The sequence below is a fragment of the Kocuria soli genome (assembly GCF_003797835.1).
GTDB lineage: Bacteria > Actinomycetota > Actinomycetes > Actinomycetales > Micrococcaceae > Kocuria > Kocuria soli.
In genome coordinates, this window is the sequence record NZ_RKMF01000003.1 from 186,129 (window position 1) to 202,704 (window position 16,576).

Consider the following 16,576-nt stretch of genomic DNA (forward strand, 5'->3'; position numbering starts at 1 on the left):
ATGCCGCACCTGATCATCGAGTACACGGCCGACCTCGACCTGCACCCCGACTTCGACGCCCGTGCCCTGTTGGGGGCCGGGTTGCAGGCGGTGAGAGACGCCGGTGTCTACGACATGCCCACTGCTAAGGGCCGGATCCGGCCTCTCGACGTCTTCAGCCTGGACCACCCCCACAGCGGAAAGGCGTTCGTGTCAGTGGTCCTGCGGATTCTTCCGGGTCGGACGGTCGAGCAGCGGCGTGACACGTCCCGGGCGATCACCGATGCCGTCGTGGCGACGCTGCCCGCCGCTGCCGCCGTGACCGTCAGTACAGAAGTGGTAGAGATGGAACGGGAGTCGTACACGAAAGTGGCCGTGGGCGTTCGCCCGGGCACGGAAAGCCGTTGATCAGAGTTCCTTGATCCGGCCCTTCCAGAACGCCCGCCACCGCTCGACGTCGTCGGGGTTCGTCAGGTTCACCTGGGAGGCGGCGACCAGAGTCTTGTCCGCGCTCTTAGGTGAGACGTCCACGTTCCCCCGGCTGCCGTCTGCGAGCGTCACGCCCCAGTGCAGGCGTTTGTCCGTGCCGGAGGTCCTGGGTCCGTCCGTCACGGTCAGTCCGTCGAGTTCGGTCAGGTCCCCGGTCAGCTCACACCATCGGTCGAAGACCTCCCGCATGGTTCCGGGCATGGTCCTGGTGGCCGAGACCTGGAACGTGCCGTCATGCGCCTGGCCGGGGATGCGGCGCCCGATCCACTGCTCATAGGCCACCGCCACGGATTGCGCCCACCACCCCGCGTTGTCCACAGCGGCTGGCATGGCGGCGTGGGCGGCCTGTGCCAGTTCCTTGTGCGGCAGGTCCGCCCCACCCGCGCCGTCGAGAATCTCTGCCCAGCGGCCCCACTCGACACCCGTGGCCTGAGTGATCGCGGGGGCCCGTCCGGGGTCGGCACCGCGCGCGCTCATGCCGAGTGTCCCAACGCCGTTGCGTAGGCGGCATTCATGTTTTCCCAGCCGTAGGCGAAGGCGTCGTAGCCGACCACGCGCTCTGCGTTCTCGCCGCGGGCCAGCACTTCCAGGACGGCGAGGCACACGTGCCAGCCGGCGCCGCAAGCCGCCGCCATCTCCTCCGAGGTGCAGCGCATGACCAGATCCAGCTGCGTGCCCTGGTCCACCCTGGTCAACCGCCAGTCCAGCTGCTCCGGACCCCAGTGATGGATCAATCGAGTCGGTGACTCGGCGACCTCGACGGTTCCGTCCACGGGGTCGTCCTCGAGGTTCTCCTGCAGCGACGCCGGGCCCGGGAAGTCCAGTGCGCGGTCCGGTACGCACGGGGACCACTGCGCGAGTCCCTCCGGGGTGGTCAACAGTTCCCAGGCCCGCTCGGGGATGCACTCCAGCACCCGGGACAGTACGACGACGGTCGACGGCTCGCCGCTCTGAAGGTGGGTGGCCAGCCGGGGTTCATGCGCCTGCACTGCGGCCAACACGTGTGGCTGAACGGGTGCCGGGCTCTGATCTGCGTTCATGTGCGCAAGGATAGATGTGGGGCGCAACCACGAACGGTCGTGATTGCGCCCCACAGCTCGCCTCAACGCTTGGCGGTGCTCAGATCCCCCAGAACCAGGGCCTCCGTGCGAGAGGTGTGCAGGTTGTCGATGTCGTCGAGCGTGCGGTTCTTGGTCTCCGTCGCGGTGAGCGCGGCGACGCCGGAAATCACGCAGGCACAGGACACCATGATCGCCACGGCCACCCAGTTGGTGCCGTCTTCACCGGCGAAGAAGGAAGCCAGCGGCGGCGCGAAGCCGCCCGAGAGGGCGAAGCCGACCTGGGTGCCGAGTGCCAGCCCGGTGACGCGAACCCGGGTGGGGAACATCTCCGCGTAGAAGGACGGCCAGATGCCGTTGGCCATCGAGTAGAAGAACCCGGCCATAGTCGCGCCGAGCACGAAGATCAGAGTCCAGTTCCCGGAGGACACGGCCGCCAGGTACGGGTAGGTCATGATCGCGGACCCCACGGCACCGGCGATGAACACGGGGCGTCGACCGATGCGGTCGGCCACCATGGCGGCCAAGGGGATCGCACCCAGTGCCACGCCGTTGGCCAGAACGGCAACGAGCAACATGGTGGAACGGTCCAGGCCCACCACGGAAGTCCCGTAGGACAGCGCCCAGACCTGGAACACGATCAGGACGGTGTTGATCATGGCCGCGCAGGCGATGCGGATGACGGGGGCCTTGTGGAAGCGCAGAAGGTGGCTCAGAGGAGTGGCCTGGTCCTTGTGCTCCACGGCCTCCTTGAACTGGGGAGGTTCCTCCAGGGTCCGCCGAATGATGTAGGCGGCCACCACCACCAGCGCGGACATCCAGAACGGGATGCGCCAGCCCCAGGAGAACAGCTGCTCCTCCGTGAGGATGGAGGTGAAGGGGATGAAGACAGCGGTGGCCAACAGAGTGCCGAACTGGGTGCCCTGCAGCGTCCAGCTGGTGGTCAGCGCCCGGTGCCGTTCGGTCGAGTGCTCTAGGGACACCGAGATCGCAGAGGCCTGTTCCCCGGACGCGGACAGACCCTGGATGACACGACACAGGACCAACAGGGCGGGTGCCAGGAGGCCTACCTGGTCATAGGTTGGCAAGCAGCCCACCAGGAATGTTGCCCCGCCCATCAAGAACAGGGTCAGCATCATCACGAAGCGTCGACCGTACCGGTCTCCCAACGGCCCCATGATCAAGGCGCCCAAGGGGCGTACGACATACGCGATGCCCACCGTCGACATGGACAGCAAGATCGCCACCCCGGCGGATGCGTCCTCGGGGAAGAAGAGGTGATTGATCACCAGCGCGGCCGCGGTGCCGTAGACCGCGAAGTCGTAGTACTCGAGTGCCGATCCGACCCAGGCAGCCAGAGCGGCCTTCTTGGGTGTCTTGCGTGGTCCGGCCTGGGCCGTGGTTTCGGACATTGATCTTCCTTCAGGTCAGGGTGCGGGCCGTGTCACTCGACCGGCCGTTGAGCCTGCAGCCACCGATGCCGTCGTAGTTTTCACTATGTGGCAACTGTTGCCGAATAACTGTCGGACAAGCATGATGTGTGTCACACAGGTACGTCAAGTGGCAACGTGTGCGGTCACCGCACATCCATTGGGAGCCCGAGGGACCGGAGCGCATTGGACGGAAAAACCTGGGAAGGGAGGGGTCGTGGTCGGAACGTCGGGGACCGTTCGGAAGGGTCTTGAAGTCCTGCGGGTCCTCGGCGATGCCCCGCAGGGTGCCACGGCGGCGGAAGTCACAGAATCCACGGGGTTCCCTTTCAGTACGGCCTACCGTCTGCTGGCCACCCTCGTGAGTTCGGATTTCGTCGAGTACGACGACGCCACGAAGCGCTACCACCTCGGACTGCGAGTCTTCGAGCTCGGCCACCGGGTGGCAAGCGCCAGGGGGTACGACGGCGTCGCCCTCACCGTGCTCAAAGAGGTCACGGAGCGTACGGGAGAGAGCACTCTCCTGGCGGTGCTGGACGGTGACCATTTCCTCACCGTGCACACGGTGGACGGGCCCCAGTTCAGAACGACGACGGACCCGGGCGATCGCGGTGAGTTGCACACCTCGGCTCTGGGCAAGGCGCTGCTTGCCTTCATGCCCGGCGCTGATCGGGAGCGGCTGGTGGAGTCCCTGGATCTGTCACCGCGCACCGAGGAATCACTGACCGATCGCGAAACATTGCGCAAAGAAATCGCGCAGACCCGTGAAAGAGGCTGGGCGGCTCAGCAAGGTGAGCACGACGACGGGATGGGAGCTGTGGCGGTTCCGGTGGTGACTCCGAATGGTCACCTCCTGGCGTCACTGGCACTGGCGGCCCCTGTGTTTCGCTGCGATCGGGCGGAATTGGAGGCGCAGGTGCCCGTTCTGAAAGAGGCTGCAGCTCGGCTTGCAGTCCAGCTTCCCGTGCGGTGAGTGCCACGGGGTGGCCGCAGTATGAACTACGGCTCCGTGAGGAGTGGGAACTTTCCGTAAGAACTAAGGAATCTTAGGTTTCGGCGTGACCTGGCTCGCTTTAGAAGCTACGTTTACTTGTGGATTGCGAAGCAGTCTGAGCGTTTGCAGTCACAGCCCTACTCCGGCGGTGACGTGCGGGCGCTCTCCTGCTCTCATGGGCTGAGGGCGGGTATGAGCAACGAACAGGAGTCATCATGGCCACCTTCAACATCGAAGAGCTCGAAAACGGCACTGTCTACGACCAGGACGGAAGCAAGGTGGGCAAGGTTGCCCAGCTCTACCTGGACGATGCCTCCGGCGAGCCCAACTGGGTCACCGTCAACACCGGTTTGTTCGGCTCCAACGAGACCTTTGTCCCGCTGGACCGTGCTCGTGTGAACAACGGTGAGATCCACGTGCCTTACACCAAGGACTTCATCAAGGACGCCCCGAACCTGGATGCCGACGCACACATCGACGAGCGTCAAGAGGACGACCTGTACCGCTACTACGGTATGGGTGGCGGTTCCGGTGACCGCGACGACCTCCTCGACCGCGACAACGATCGCAACGACGGCCGCGGCCGCAACGCCGCTGCAGCCGGCACTGCAGGCGCCGCAGGTGCTGCCGGCGGCATCGCGGGTTCGCGTCAGGACCGTGACGTCGAGGACGATCGTGCCCGTCTCGGCCACGACACCGGCGTCGGCGGAACCGGCCAGTACCCCGACGAGCGCGGCGACCACACGCGTGAGGGCAACCGCGGCCAGTACGGCCTGGATGCCGATTCCCGCGCCAACGCCGAAGGCGATGTGCGTGGCGACCGCGACGGCTCCGGCGAGTCCGTGGTGCGTCACGAAGAAGAGCTGAACGTGGGCACCGAGCGAGTGCAGACCGGGCGTGCCCGTCTGCGCAAGCGCGTGGTCACCGAGCAGGAAACCGTGACCGTGCCGGTCGAGCGCGAAGAGGTCGAGGTCGTTCGTGAGCCGATCTCGGGCGGCGAAGCTCGCGGCGGCACTCTGAGCGAAGAGGACGTCGAGGTGACGCTCTCCGAGGAACGCCCCGTGGTGGACAAGAACGTTGTTGCCAAGGAGCGCGTCGGCCTGGACAAGAACGTCGTCCAGGACCAGGAGCGCATCCAGGCCGAGGTCGGCCGCGAAGAGGTCGAGGTGGTCGAGGGTGACGAGGGCCGCGACGGCCGCGACGATGACGGCCGCGGCCTGGGAGGTCGCAACCGTCGTTGATCGCAGGCGCCCGCGTGGCGCTGCGGCAACGGCCTTTTCCCCGGTGACGTCCGTGGTCGGGGAGCGTGCCCTGGGCTGAGGAACCAGCCCCTCACCTGTGGGGTGTCCGGTGGTGGACCGGACACCCCACGGTCATGCCCGGAGCACTCACCCGCTCCTGCGGGTGAGTGCTCGTGAGCCGACCGACCGTCAATCCACGGCAGGCTCAAGGTGCAGCCGCAGGCCCTTCCAGCGGTGGCGGACCCAGCGATCGTGGGTACAGAGGATCACCGTCCCGGGCCAGTCCTCGAGTGCGATCTCCAGGTCCTCGACCAGGCCCAGGGCCAGGTGGTTGGTGGGTTCGTCCAGCAGCAGCAGGTCCGGCGGATCGGCCAGGATCGCCTGGAGCTGGTCGCGTCGTCGTTGCCCGGGGGTCAAGGGTTGGCAGGTGGCGGACGTGCGGCCGGCGTCGGTGGCGAGTTCGACCTCCTCCTGCGTCAGGGTGGCGACTCGGAGTTCCGGGTCCACCCACAGGTGCCCCGTGTCCAGTGCGAGGTCCCCGCTGAGCATGTTCAGCAGTGTCGATTTCCCCGCCCCGTTCGGTCCCGTCAGCAGCAGGTGATCGCCCGGTTTCAGGGTGAACGTCGTCGGAGCAAGACGGTTCGCGAGGCCGAGATTCGTGGCTCGCACGGCCACGGGACGATCCGCCGTGGCCTCGCCCGCTTCCGTCCCTGTCCCGGCCAAGGCGAACGGCCCGAAGTGCAACGGTCGGGGTGGGGGCAGGATGGCGTTGCGTTCCAACTCCTCCAACCTGCGCCGGGCGTTGCGGGAACGGCGCGTGAGCGTGGCCGCGGCCCGATCCGAATAGAACTTCTGGGCGATTCGTGCCTCCGACTTCGCGGTGGTCCGGTGGAAGACGTCGGAGGACTCCAGCGCGGCTTCGGTGCGCCAGCGCTGCAGCTGCTCTCCCTGGTCCGCGAACTGTTGCTCCCAGGTGCTCCGGAGCGCCTGGCGTTGTCGCAGGTAATCGCTGAAGTTGCCTGAATACACGGTCCCTTGGGTCCCGCCGCCGCGGCCGTTGGGGGTCCAGGGACGGGTCCAGATCCACCAGTTGATCTGCCGCATGATCCAGGAACCAGCGATCGTGGCTGGCCACCAGAACGGGCCCGGCCCATCGCCGGAGTTCACCGGTCAGGAAGTCCGCCGCGTCGTCCAGGTCCCACAGGCCGCGGGCATCAGCAGCGGCCAGCGTGCGATCCCAGGCTTCGGCCACCGTCGGGTCGTCGGGCCGGGCGGCCATGCCTTCTGCCAGTTCCTGAAGCTGCGTCTCGAGTGCGCGCACCGGGGCGACGGCGCGTTCGATCGCCGTCGTGACCGTGCCCCGGGATCCGCCCGCGGGGCGTTGGGACAGGTACCGCAACGACGGCGGTGCGGTGACCATACCTGCCGTCGGAACCAGGTCGCCGGCCACCAGGGCCAGCACCGTCGATTTCCCGGCGCCGTTCTCGCCGATCAGGCCCGTGACCTGGCCGGCCGCGGCCGTGAAGGACACATCGGTGAGGGTCGCCGCCGGGGCGGTGGCATAGGTGAACGAGACACCATCGAGGTGAATGTGGTCTCCACGGTGGCGGTTCGTCAGAGGTGAAGGAGGAGGTGAAATCTGCTCGGGCACGTTGCTCCCGGGTGAAGTGTGGGAGCCCCGCCGGGCATGGGCTCCGTCAACCGATTTGACCCCACCGCGTGGGGGAGCCTCGGAACGGAACGCCGCGGACGCGGGGCGTGGTCACCTTCACAGCTTCATGCCCATCACCCTAGACCAGGGTGTGGAGCCGTGCCAGGGAGTTGGTCACACGCGCGCGACCGGCACCATCCGGGCGCGTGCGTTCGAGGAGGAGACCACCTGCTTGCCGAATGGGAAGCAGGTCACCGGGATGAGCTTGAGGTTCGCCCAGGCCAACGGGAGGCCGATGATCGTCGCGGCCTGCGCCACGGCCGTCACCACGTGACCCACGGCCAGCCACAGTCCGGCGACCAGGAACCAGATGACGTTGCCGATCGTGCTCAGGCCGGTGGGCGGGCCGACGTCGACGACCTCGCGCCCGAACGGCCACAGCACGAAGTTCGCGATGCGGAACGAGGCCAGGCCGAAGGGAATCGTGACGATCAGCAGGCAGGCGACGACGCCGGCCAGGACGTACCCGAGGAACAGGACCCACCCCGCGGTCACGAGCCAGACGATGTTCAGGATCAGCGAGATCAGTGAGCGCACGTGTCAACCATACGCAGACCCGGCGGGTGCGGTCAGGGGCTGGTGACGGTTACTTCGCGCTGTCAGCGAACGCGGTGCTTCTGGCGGTGCTTCTGGCGGCGGGAGACCAGCGCGCCCGTGATCACCAGGACCACGACCAACAGCGAGGTGGCCACGATCTGGAACCGTACGTCGGGGACGGTCAGACCGAGCCCGATGATGGCAACCACGACCACCAGGGCCACGATGTTCGTCCACGGGAACAACGGTGCGGCGTACGGCCACGGCGTTGACTCCCGGTGCGCACGACGGCGCAGGATCAGGTGGGAGACCAGGGTGGCCAGCCAGGTCACGATCAGCGTGGAGCCCACGATGTTCAGGAGGATGCCCAAGATCTCCTCCGCCCACAGGTAGTTCAGTCCCACGCAGATGAAACCGAAGGCCGTGGAGGCCAGGACGGCCGGAACCGGTACGCGACTGGAGTTGGTGCGTCTCATGACTCCGGGGGCCAGCCCGCGCTCGGCCAGGGAGAAGATCATGCGTGATGCGCCGTAGAGGTTGGCGTTGAGGGAGGACAGCAGGGCGATCACGATCACGATGCCCAGCACCGCCCCGAGCCCGGGGAGCCCCGCGGCATCCAGCGTGGCCACGAACGGCGAGGAAGCCAGGGCCTCGGAATCCCAGGGCAGGGCGATGACCATGATGGCCACGGAGCCCATGTAGAACAGCAGGATGCGCCACACGATGGTGCGCACCGCCCGCGAAACGTTCCGAGCGGGGTCGGCCGTCTCGGCTGCGGCCACCGCCACGATCTCGATGCCGCCGAAGGCGAAGGCCACCACCAGCAGCCCCGCAGCCACACCGCCCAGACCCATGGGGAGGAATCCGCCGTGTTCGGTGAGGTTGCTCAGGCCGGGGGAGTCCGCCGGGGTCCCGCCGAACAGGAACACGAGTCCCACGATCAGGAACGCGACCACCGCGCCGACCTTGAGCAGGGAGAACCAGAACTCGAACTCGCCGAACTTCCCCACCCCCAGCAGATTGATGCCCGTGAACACGATCATGAAGACCAGGGCCAACAACCACTGCGGGAAGACCGGCCACAGGACCACGAGCAACTGCGCGGAGGCGGTGGCCTCGGCGGCAATGACCAGACACAGCTGGATCCACCACAACCAGCCCACGGTGAACCCCACCGCCGGACCCATGGCGCGCTCGGCATACACGGAGAACGCGCCTGAGGCGGGTGCTGCGGCGACCATCTCGCCCAGGGAACGCATGACCAGGATGACCACCAGGCCGGCGATGGCGTACGAGAGCAGAACGGCCGGTCCCGCCGCGGCGATCCCGCCGCCCGACCCGATGAACAGTCCCGCGCCGATGGCCGAGCCCAGACTCATCATCACCAGGTGCCGCGCCTTCATGGACGTGCCCAGGTGGTGGCTGATCTGGGGGGACTGTGCTCCGGAGGGCTCGGTGGTCTCCGGTCCGGAACTGCGCGTGGTGGTGTTGTGGGGATCGCTGGCGGGGGAACTCATTGGGTGAACTTAGCACTGCCCTTGAGCCGCACCCGCACCGCCTGTGACTATAGGTGTTCTGGATCACAGTCAGGGTGAGTCTTCAGCTCGGCGATATGAGTGGGGAGTGGGCATGAAGGATCGGAAAGTTGCAGTCGTCGGCGCCGGTATCGGGGGTCTGACACTCCGGATCGAGCTGCGCCGCCGCGGCGTCGACGTCGAGATCTGGGAAGCCACGCACGAGCTGCGGGAGGTCGGGGCCGCCGTCGCGCTCTCGGCCAACGCAACCCGTTTCTACCTGGAGCGCTTCGGGCTCGAGCGCGAACTGAACGCCGACGCCGCGGAGGTCGACGGCCTGATCCACCGTGACGGGCGCACGGGTGAGGTGGTCGGGCGACATCACACCAAGGAGAGCTACCGCGAACGCTTCGGCGCCCCGTACTACGGGATCCACCGGGCGGATCTGCAGCGCATCCTCTCGGGAGCCTTCGGCCGGGACGGCCTCCACCTGGGCAAGCGCGTGGTGGGTGTCGACGACGGTGCGGACCGTGCCAGGCTGCGTTTCGAGGACGGTGACACGGCCGAGGCCGACCTGGTGATCGGGGTCGACGGCGCCCGGTCGGGCATCCGCAGGCAGCTTCTGGGCTACGACGACGCCCTGTTCTCCGGGACTGTTGCCTCCCGTGGCATCGTCAGCCCGGAATCCCTGGACCTGCTGCCGGATCCGGAGGCTATTCAGTTCTGGATGGGTCCCGGGGCGCACCTGCTGCACTACCCGATCGGCTCGGGGGAACAGAACTTCTTCCTGGTCCAGCGGGTGCCCTCGCCGTGGCCGCACACGGGCTGGGTGGCCCCGGTGGAGGACGGCACGCACCTGGCCGGTTTCGAGGACTGGCACCCGGCGGTCCGACAGATGATCTCCGCCGTACCCGTCACGCAACGCTGGGCCCTGTTCCATCGACCGCCGCTGTCCTGCTGGTCCCGGGGGCGTGTGACGCTGTTGGGGGACGCGGCACACGCACTGGTCCCGCACCACGGCCAGGGGGGCCAATCAATGCATCGAGGACGCGATCGTGCTCGCGGACCAACTCACCGGGACCGCGGACTGGGACGCCTCGCGTCGTCGGTACGAACAACTCCGCCGCGGTCGGACCCGCAAGGTCCAGTCCGCCTCCATCATCACCGCGGACGTCCTGCATCTGCCGGACGGGCCGCGGGCCGATGAACGGAACGCGCAGCTGGCCTCGCCGGGCATGTTCGACCGTCACCTGAGCTGGATCCACGGGTTCCGCGCCGATGTGGACACCCCCGACGACGCCGGCGGCGGGACCTGGCTGTGAAAGCGGGCTTCATTCCCGGCGCTTGAGATAGATCTCGCGGCGGACGGTGGCCACTGTCTGCCCGTCGTCATCGATCAGGTCCGTGCTGAACCAGCGCAGGACGCGCTCGCCGGTGTCCGCGGCGGCAAGCAGCTCCTCCAAAGTGCCCTGGTCCAGCGCGAATTCGGCGTGGAGGTGTCCGTGCCCGGGGCGACGGAAACGAGCCACCACCTGGCGGTCCCAGACGATGTACTCCGACCCCAGGTTCTTCATCAGGATCAGCATCCAGAACGGATCCGTGGCCGAGAGCATGGTCCCGCCGAAGACCGTGCCCACGTAGTTCGACGTCCACGGGCGTGCACGGATCGTCACCCGGACGCGGCGCCAGTCCGGGGCGATCTCCCGGACCTGCACGCCGGCCCCCAGGAAGGGTGGCCAGAGTGACATCCCCATCGCCAAGGCCTTGGGGGATTTGAGTGCCCGCTTGACCGGGCCGACAGATTGCTGGGTGGCGCTGCTACGGGCCATGACCTACCTCACGTCGTCGTGATGTTGCACGCTGTGCAAATACTTGGCACGATCTTATCCCGTGGACCTCACCCCCAGCGCTCCGCCGAGCGACAAACGCGAAGCCCTCAAGTGGTACAACCGCCGGGCGATCGTGGTGGCTGCCGCTGCCCTGGCGCGCGAGCGGGGACTGAGCGGGTTCACCGTCAATGACCTGGCCAAGGAGGCCGGGGTCTCCCGTCGGACGATCTTCAATCACTTCTCCGGGACTGAGGATGCGGTGCTCGGGTCCTTCACGGACAGCGTTTCCGGGCTCTACGGGGACTTCAACGACCTGATCGGTGCCCGGCGATTCCCCGACCTGTCCGCGGCCCTGGACGCCTTTGCCGATGCGGCCGCGCAGCTGGACGTGATCGGCACCGTCTGCCAGGCCGTCTTCCCGTTCCTGCCGAACACCTTGACGGAAGCTTCTGCCCCGGACTCTCCGACCTGTGTGCCCCGTCGCCCCCGGAAGCTTCCGGCCGAGGGCTCCGATGAAGTCGGGCTGGTGGCACTGCGGGCAACGGACTCCGTGAACCGGGAAATCGTGGGGCTGCTCAACAACCGCGTCGACGACGCCGACCCCTTCGAGGCCCACCTCCTGGGCGAGTACCTGACCACCACCATGACCGTGTGCGTGGACCGTTGGTTCGCGGCCACCGGTGGCGACCTGACGGACCAGACCCGCAAGCTCTGGCAGGACCTGCTCAGCCATGCCATGGACTCCCTCCGAAGGGGCTTCGGCCCCTGAATCGTCCTGGCCACCCAGGACCACTCGGCGGCCTGCACCGCCTCCCGATCCAAGAACCTGATTCACCGCAAGACAGACACGAAAGGTCTTCCCCGTGGCAAAACTCCTCTACCGCCTGGGGCGCGCAGCCGCCCATCGCGCCTGGTTGGTGATCACCGCCTGGCTCGCGATCCTGGCGCTGTCCGTGGGCGCCTTCCTGACCTTCGGCGGCACCTTGAGCTCCCAGTTCGAGATCCCCGGGACCGAGACGCAGCGCCTGGCCGACCAGCTCTCCGACGAGCTGCCATCGGCCAACGAGGGCGTGGGCACCATCGTGTTCAGCACGGAGGACGGCTCCGAGTTCACGGACGCGCAGAAGAAGGAGATCGGCGATGCCCTGAACCAGGCCGGTGAGGTCTCCGGGGTGTCAGCCGTGAGCAACCCGTTCCAGGCGCAGGACGACCTGGAATCCCAGCAACAGCAGATCGACGACGGCGCCGGACAGCTCGATCAGCTGATCCAGCTGCGGGATTCGGGGCAGCTGGAGGCGGCCGTGGCCTCCGGTGCGGTGCCGGAGGGCGTGACGCCGGAGTCCGTGGACCAGCAGGAGGCCCAGCTGGAAGTGGGCCAGCGCAGCATGGACCTCATGGGGGACTACGGCTTCGTGTCTCCTGACGGATCCACCGCCATCTCCACCGTGAACTTCCACGCGGCACAGCCGGAGATCGAACCCGAAGACCAGAAGGGCGTCATGTCGGCTATCGACGACGCCGACATCGACGGGGTCCAGGTCAACTACTCGACCGAACTCGCGCAGAGCATGGAGATCTTCGGCGCCGGGGAGGTCGTCGGACTGATCGTGGCCGCGATCGTCCTGTTCATCATGCTGCGCACCTTCGTGGGGGCCGCGCTGCCGGTCCTGACCGCGCTGGTGGGGGTGGGTGTGGCCGCAACCGCGGCGCTCTCCCTGTCCGGAGTGGTCCAGATGGCCTCGGTGACCCCGGTGCTGGGGCTCATGCTGGGTCTGGCCGTGGGCATCGACTACAGCCTCTTCGTGCTCAACCGGCACCGACAGAACCTTCGTAGCGGCGTCGAGATCCACGAGTCCATCGGGCTGGCCACCGGAACCGCCGGCGCCGCCGTCGTCTTTGCGGGCACGACCGTGGTCATCGCCCTGGTTGCCCTGGGGATTTCCGGGATCCCGTTCCTGGGTCTCATGGGTGGGGTGGCTGCGTTCTCGGTCCTGGTGGCCGTCCTTATCACGATCACCCTGACCCCTGCCTTGTTGAGCGTCGTGGGACTGCGCATCCTGCCCAAGAAGCACCGGGAGCAGATCCGAGCGGGCCACGTGGTGGAAGAGGTGGCCCACGTCAAGACCCCGCGGGCCGTGCGGCACCCCCTGCTGACCGTGATTGCGGGTTCCGCCGTGCTGATCCTGCTGGCCATCCCGGTGCTGTCCATGCGCCTGGGCCTTCCGGACGGCTCGTCGGAACCTGCCGACTCGACGCAGTACCAGGCCTACCAGATCGTCGACGAGACCTTCGGTGCAGGGCGCAACGGCCCCATGACCGTCGTGGTCGAATACCCCGAGGAGCTCTCCGAAGCGGAGGCCAATGACCTCCAGCTGAAGGTCGGTGAGGAGATCGCCGGGCTCGACGACGTCAAGAACGTTGTCCCCGCCCCGCTGGAGGACGGCACCAACCTGGCTCTGCTCCAGGTGGTCCCCGAATCCGGACCGGCGGATCCCGCCACCGAGACCCTGGTCGACGAGATCCGTGCCCTGTCCCCGGACTACCAGTCCTCCGACGACGCGAGCGTGGGCGTTGCCGGTACCACGGCCGCCAACATCGACATCAGCCAGGTGCTGGCCGACGCTCTGCCCCTGTACCTGGGGGTGGTCATCGCGATCTCCCTGCTGCTGTTGATCCTGGTCTTCCGCTCCATCGTGGTCCCCGTCATCGCCTCCCTCGGCTTCCTGCTCTCGCTGGCGGCCGGTATGGGCGCCCTGGTGGCGGTCTACCAGTGGGGCTGGCTGGGCGGTCTGTTCGGGGTCTCCGACCCGGGGCCGATCCTCAGCTTCCTGCCCACGTTGATGGTCGGCATCCTGTTCGGCCTGGCGATGGACTATCAGCTGTTCATCGCCACCGGGATGCGTGAGGCCTACGTGCACGGTCACCCGTCGCGGGTCGCCGTCGTACGAGGTCTGGTGGGGGCGCGGGCCGTGGTCACGGCCGCGGCGATCATCATGACCTCCGTGTTCTCCGGCTTCATCTTCAGCCACCTGGCCATGATCCGGCCCATGGGCTTCGGCTTGGCCGTCGGCGTTCTCCTGGATGCCTTCGTGGTGCGCTTGACGATCATGCCGGCGCTCATGACCCTGCTGGGGGACAAGGCGTGGTGGCTGCCCAAGTGGCTGGACCGCATCCTGCCCAACGTGGACGTGGAGGGCGACTCCTTGCGCAAGGACAGCGCTCCGGTGGAATCCCCGGACGCCAAGCTGGAACGCGAGGCCCGGGAGAGCGTGGACACGGAGGTCGCCGCGGCCCTGGCTGGGAAGCGGTCCCGGTCGGCGCGCTGAGGGCTCGGGGCCACCTGTCGGCGAACACCGTTTACTTCGGGTCATGCGGTGGAGATGATGGGGGTATCCAAGCCATCAGCACGCTGAGCATGTGTGCTTCGGTTCGACGGAAGGGGTCATCATGGCCGGCAAGAACACGAACAAGACCGCCAGCAAGAACACCACCAAGAACACCGGCAAGAGTGCGGCGGCGGTTGCCCACTACACCGTCCCGGGTCTGAGCGATCAGCAGGGCCTGGAACTGGCATCGGTCCTCCAGGGTCGCCTGCATGCCCTCAACGACCTGCAGCTGACCCTCAAGCACGCGCACTGGAACGTCACGGGCCGCGGCTTCATCAGCGTCCACGAGATGCTGGATCCCCAGGTGGAGCTGGTCCGCGGGTTCGTCGACGAGGTCGCCGAGCGCATCGCCACCCTCGGCTATTCGCCCAACGGCCTGTCCGGGGCGATCGTGGCCGAGCGGACCTGGGACGACTACTCGATCGGTCGCGCGGGTGTCTACGAGCACCTTGCGGCTCTGGACCTGGTCTACACGGGGCTGCTCGAGGACCACCGTGCGGCCCTGGAGACCGCGGGGCGGATCGATCCCGTCACGGAGGACATGCTGATCGGCCAGGTGCGGGAACTCGAACTGTTCCAGTGGTTCGTCCGCGCGCACCTGGAGAACAACAGCGGTGAACTCGAGACCGCCGGCGCCCGCACGGAGAAGGGCGCTGCCGGCAAGGTCCGCGGCCGTAAGCGCTGATGCGGTACCGGCGAACCCTGTCTTGACGGGCAGGGTTTCGTCACCCGAGTTGACGACGGCGGCCGGCCCCCTTTGGTGGGCCGGCCGCCGTCGTATTGCTCACAGTCACTTACGGGACACTTCACGAAGTTGTACGCTTCCAGGCGCTCCGGGTTGCTTACCCGTTGAGCCCGCCTTTCGTTCGTTCAGGAGCACCATGTCCGTCACCTCGACCGGATCCTTGCCCCAGGTCCCGCAGAAATCCCCCGAAGCCCCCGCCCAGGTCGGCGAGACCACCCCAGACCTGGCCCCGCAGCGCGTCCGGACCCTGCTGGCGGTCCTGATCGTCTCGGCCTTCGCCGTGATCCTCAACGAGACCGTCCTGTCCGTGGCGCTGCCCGATCTCATGGCGGACCTGCACGTCCCGGCGACCACGGCTCAGTGGTTGACGGCGGGCTTCATGCTGACCATGGCCGTGGTCATCCCGACCACGGGCTTCCTGCTGGAGCGCCTGCCGCACCGCGTGGTGTTCATGACCGCCATGGTCCTGTTCACAGCGGGCACGGTGCTGGCCAGTATGGCCCCGAACTTCCCGGTCCTCATGACCGCCCGGGTGGTCCAGGCCTCCGGCACGGCGCTGCTGCTCCCGCTGCTCATGACCACTGTGCTGACCGTGGTGCCCGCGGAACGCCGCGGCTCCTTGATGGGACTGATCTCCGTGGTCATCTCCGTGGCCCCGGCGGTGGGCCCCACCATTTCAGGCATCATCCTGGGCGCGCTGTCCTGGCGGTGGCTGTTCCTGATCATGCTGCCGATCGCCGTCGCCGCTTTGGTCATCGGCGCGTGGCTCATGCCCTCCATGGGGGAACCGCGCAAGGTCCGCCTGGACCTCCTGTCCGTGGTCCTCTCCGTCCTGGGCTTCGGTGGCCTGGTCATGGGCCTGAGCGGGTTCGGCAGCCACGGCAGCGGTGCGGGGGAGAGCGGCGGAAGCGTGCCGCCGGTCCCGGCCCTGGTGGTCGGGCTGATCGCCTTGTCCTTGTTCGTGTGGCGGCAGGTGCGGTTGCAACGAGAGGACCGCGCTCTGCTGGACCTGCGACCCTTCACCCACCGGACGTTCACGATCTCCCTCGGCATGATGATCGTGGCCATGGGCACGCTGTTCGGCATCGTGATCCTGCTGCCGATCTACATGCAGTCCATCCTCGGCCACTCGACGTTGACCACGGGTCTGAGCATGCTGCCCGGTGGCCTGATCATGGGGCTGCTGGCACCGTTCGTGGGGCGGCTCTACGACCGTCACGGCGCCAAGGTCCTGGTGATCCCCGGTGCGTTCGTGCTGAGCGCCGCCCTGTGGAGCTTTGCCGCGCTGGGTGCGGACGCCCCGCTGTGGCGGATCGTGGCCTCCCACATCGTCATGAGCTCCGGTCTGGCGCTGCTGTTCACTCCGCTCATGACCTCCGCCTTGGGCAGCCTCCCGCAGTCGCTGTACTCCCACGGCAGTGCCGTGATGAACACGTTGCAGCAGGTGGCCGGTGCGGCCGGTTCGGCGCTGTTCATCACCCTCATGGCCTTGGGGACCGCCAGCGCCATGTCCGGGGGAGCGGATCAGACCGCGGGTCAGGCGCACGGGATTCACGTGGCCTTCCTGGTCTCGGCCGCGATCTCACTGGTGACCATCGTGTTCGCGTTCTTCGTGCCCAAGCGGGCCGAGGGTTCCTCCGCGCGGCACGAGGTCTGAGCAGCT

Annotated in this window: 15 protein-coding genes and 1 pseudogene; 8 read left to right on the plus strand and 8 right to left on the minus strand. The window is 67.3% G+C overall.

From position 1 onward, the window contains the following. Complete coding sequence (locus EDL96_RS03655) at positions 1-387, plus strand: 5-carboxymethyl-2-hydroxymuconate Delta-isomerase (protein WP_123824459.1); 387 nt, start codon at positions 1-3, stop codon at positions 385-387. Here EDL96_RS03655 and EDL96_RS03660 read toward each other — a convergent pair whose 3' ends face one another. The 3 genes from EDL96_RS03660 to EDL96_RS03670 form a co-directional block, all read right to left on the minus strand. Beyond that, on the minus strand, positions 388-945 hold the full coding sequence (locus tag EDL96_RS03660; protein WP_123824460.1) for a hypothetical protein: 558 nt from the start codon (positions 943-945) through the stop codon (positions 388-390). Further along, positions 942-1,508, minus strand: coding sequence for an SRPBCC domain-containing protein (locus tag EDL96_RS03665; RefSeq protein ID WP_123824461.1), 567 nt, complete (start codon positions 1,506-1,508; stop codon positions 942-944). Before EDL96_RS03665 ends, EDL96_RS03660 begins: the two co-directional genes overlap by 4 nt. A gap of 62 nt (positions 1,509-1,570) precedes the next feature. Then, complete coding sequence (locus tag EDL96_RS03670) at positions 1,571-2,938, minus strand: MFS transporter (protein WP_123824462.1); 1,368 nt, start codon at positions 2,936-2,938, stop codon at positions 1,571-1,573. Positions 2,939-3,173: 235 nt separating this feature from the next. Between EDL96_RS03670 and EDL96_RS03675 the strand changes: the two genes are divergently transcribed. Together EDL96_RS03675 and EDL96_RS03680 are read left to right on the plus strand one after the other, a co-directional pair. Then, the gene (locus EDL96_RS03675; protein ID WP_233568660.1) at positions 3,174-3,929 is read left to right on the plus strand and encodes an IclR family transcriptional regulator; all 756 of its coding nucleotides are present in this window, start codon (positions 3,174-3,176) and stop codon (positions 3,927-3,929) included. Positions 3,930-4,165: 236 nt separating this feature from the next. Next, positions 4,166-5,191 carry a DUF2382 domain-containing protein gene (locus EDL96_RS03680; RefSeq protein ID WP_123824464.1) on the plus strand — a complete coding sequence of 342 codons (1,026 nt, stop codon included), beginning with the start codon at positions 4,166-4,168 and terminating at the stop codon, positions 5,189-5,191. A gap of 189 nt (positions 5,192-5,380) precedes the next feature. Here the strand turns inward: EDL96_RS03680 and EDL96_RS13635 are convergent, their stop codons facing one another. The 4 genes and pseudogenes from EDL96_RS13635 to EDL96_RS03695 form a co-directional block, all read right to left on the minus strand. Next, a complete protein-coding gene (locus EDL96_RS13635; RefSeq protein WP_233568661.1) occupies positions 5,381-6,295 on the minus strand; it encodes an ATP-binding cassette domain-containing protein in 915 nt (304 codons plus the stop codon). Between the two features lie 367 nt (positions 6,296-6,662). Then, a pseudogene (locus EDL96_RS14005) lies at positions 6,663-6,842 on the minus strand (hypothetical protein); the annotation flags it as partial. A 174-nt stretch (positions 6,843-7,016) separates the two neighbouring features. Beyond that, on the minus strand, positions 7,017-7,439 hold the full coding sequence (locus EDL96_RS03690; protein WP_123824465.1) for a YccF domain-containing protein: 423 nt from the start codon (positions 7,437-7,439) through the stop codon (positions 7,017-7,019). Between the two features lie 62 nt (positions 7,440-7,501). Next, positions 7,502-8,956, minus strand: coding sequence for an amino acid permease (locus EDL96_RS03695; RefSeq protein ID WP_199732523.1), 1,455 nt, complete (start codon positions 8,954-8,956; stop codon positions 7,502-7,504). Between the two features lie 112 nt (positions 8,957-9,068). Between EDL96_RS03695 and EDL96_RS03700 the strand changes: the two genes are divergently transcribed. After that, positions 9,069-10,160, plus strand: a complete 1,092-nt coding sequence (locus EDL96_RS03700; protein ID WP_199732524.1) for an FAD-dependent monooxygenase — start codon at positions 9,069-9,071, stop codon at positions 10,158-10,160. A 124-nt stretch (positions 10,161-10,284) separates the two neighbouring features. Here the strand turns inward: EDL96_RS03700 and EDL96_RS03705 are convergent, their stop codons facing one another. Next, positions 10,285-10,782 carry a DUF4442 domain-containing protein gene (locus EDL96_RS03705; RefSeq protein WP_233568662.1) on the minus strand — a complete coding sequence of 166 codons (498 nt, stop codon included), beginning with the start codon at positions 10,780-10,782 and terminating at the stop codon, positions 10,285-10,287. Between the two features lie 61 nt (positions 10,783-10,843). On the opposite strand from EDL96_RS03705, the gene EDL96_RS03710 reads away from it, so the two are divergent. The 4 genes from EDL96_RS03710 to EDL96_RS03725 all read left to right on the plus strand — a co-directional run bounded on the left by EDL96_RS03710 (position 10,844) and on the right by EDL96_RS03725 (position 16,570). Next, positions 10,844-11,551: a helix-turn-helix domain-containing protein gene (locus EDL96_RS03710; RefSeq protein WP_158609488.1), complete on the plus strand. Its 708-nt coding sequence runs from the start codon at positions 10,844-10,846 to the stop codon at positions 11,549-11,551. A 94-nt stretch (positions 11,552-11,645) separates the two neighbouring features. After that, entirely contained in the window at positions 11,646-14,108 is a 2,463-nt protein-coding gene (locus tag EDL96_RS03715) for an MMPL family transporter (protein ID WP_123824467.1), read from the plus strand. A gap of 121 nt (positions 14,109-14,229) precedes the next feature. Further along, entirely contained in the window at positions 14,230-14,853 is a 624-nt protein-coding gene (locus EDL96_RS03720) for a Dps family protein (RefSeq protein ID WP_123824468.1), read from the plus strand. A 196-nt stretch (positions 14,854-15,049) separates the two neighbouring features. After that, a complete protein-coding gene (locus EDL96_RS03725; protein WP_123824469.1) occupies positions 15,050-16,570 on the plus strand; it encodes an MDR family MFS transporter in 1,521 nt (506 codons plus the stop codon). Positions 16,571-16,576 lie beyond the last annotated feature (6 nt).

What these genes read in the sequence shown, in the direction of transcription:
- EDL96_RS03655 (WP_123824459.1), top strand. Translation starts at nt 1, where the DNA reads ATGCCGCACCTGATCATCGAGTACACGGCCGACCTCGACCTGCACCCC.
- EDL96_RS03660 (WP_123824460.1), bottom strand. Translation starts at nt 945, where the DNA reads ATGAGCGCGCGCGGTGCCGACCCCGGACGGGCCCCCGCGATCACTCAG.
- EDL96_RS03665 (WP_123824461.1), bottom strand. Translation starts at nt 1,508, where the DNA reads ATGAACGCAGATCAGAGCCCGGCACCCGTTCAGCCACACGTGTTGGCC.
- EDL96_RS03670 (WP_123824462.1), bottom strand. Translation starts at nt 2,938, where the DNA reads ATGTCCGAAACCACGGCCCAGGCCGGACCACGCAAGACACCCAAGAAG.
- EDL96_RS03680 (WP_123824464.1), top strand. Translation starts at nt 4,166, where the DNA reads ATGGCCACCTTCAACATCGAAGAGCTCGAAAACGGCACTGTCTACGAC.
- EDL96_RS13635 (WP_233568661.1), bottom strand. Translation starts at nt 6,295, where the DNA reads ATGCGGCAGATCAACTGGTGGATCTGGACCCGTCCCTGGACCCCCAAC.
- EDL96_RS03695 (WP_199732523.1), bottom strand. Translation starts at nt 8,956, where the DNA reads ATGAGTTCCCCCGCCAGCGATCCCCACAACACCACCACGCGCAGTTCC.
- EDL96_RS03700 (WP_199732524.1), top strand. Translation starts at nt 9,069, where the DNA reads ATGAAGGATCGGAAAGTTGCAGTCGTCGGCGCCGGTATCGGGGGTCTG.
- EDL96_RS03705 (WP_233568662.1), bottom strand. Translation starts at nt 10,782, where the DNA reads ATGGCCCGTAGCAGCGCCACCCAGCAATCTGTCGGCCCGGTCAAGCGG.
- EDL96_RS03720 (WP_123824468.1), top strand. Translation starts at nt 14,230, where the DNA reads ATGGCCGGCAAGAACACGAACAAGACCGCCAGCAAGAACACCACCAAG.
- EDL96_RS03725 (WP_123824469.1), top strand. Translation starts at nt 15,050, where the DNA reads ATGTCCGTCACCTCGACCGGATCCTTGCCCCAGGTCCCGCAGAAATCC.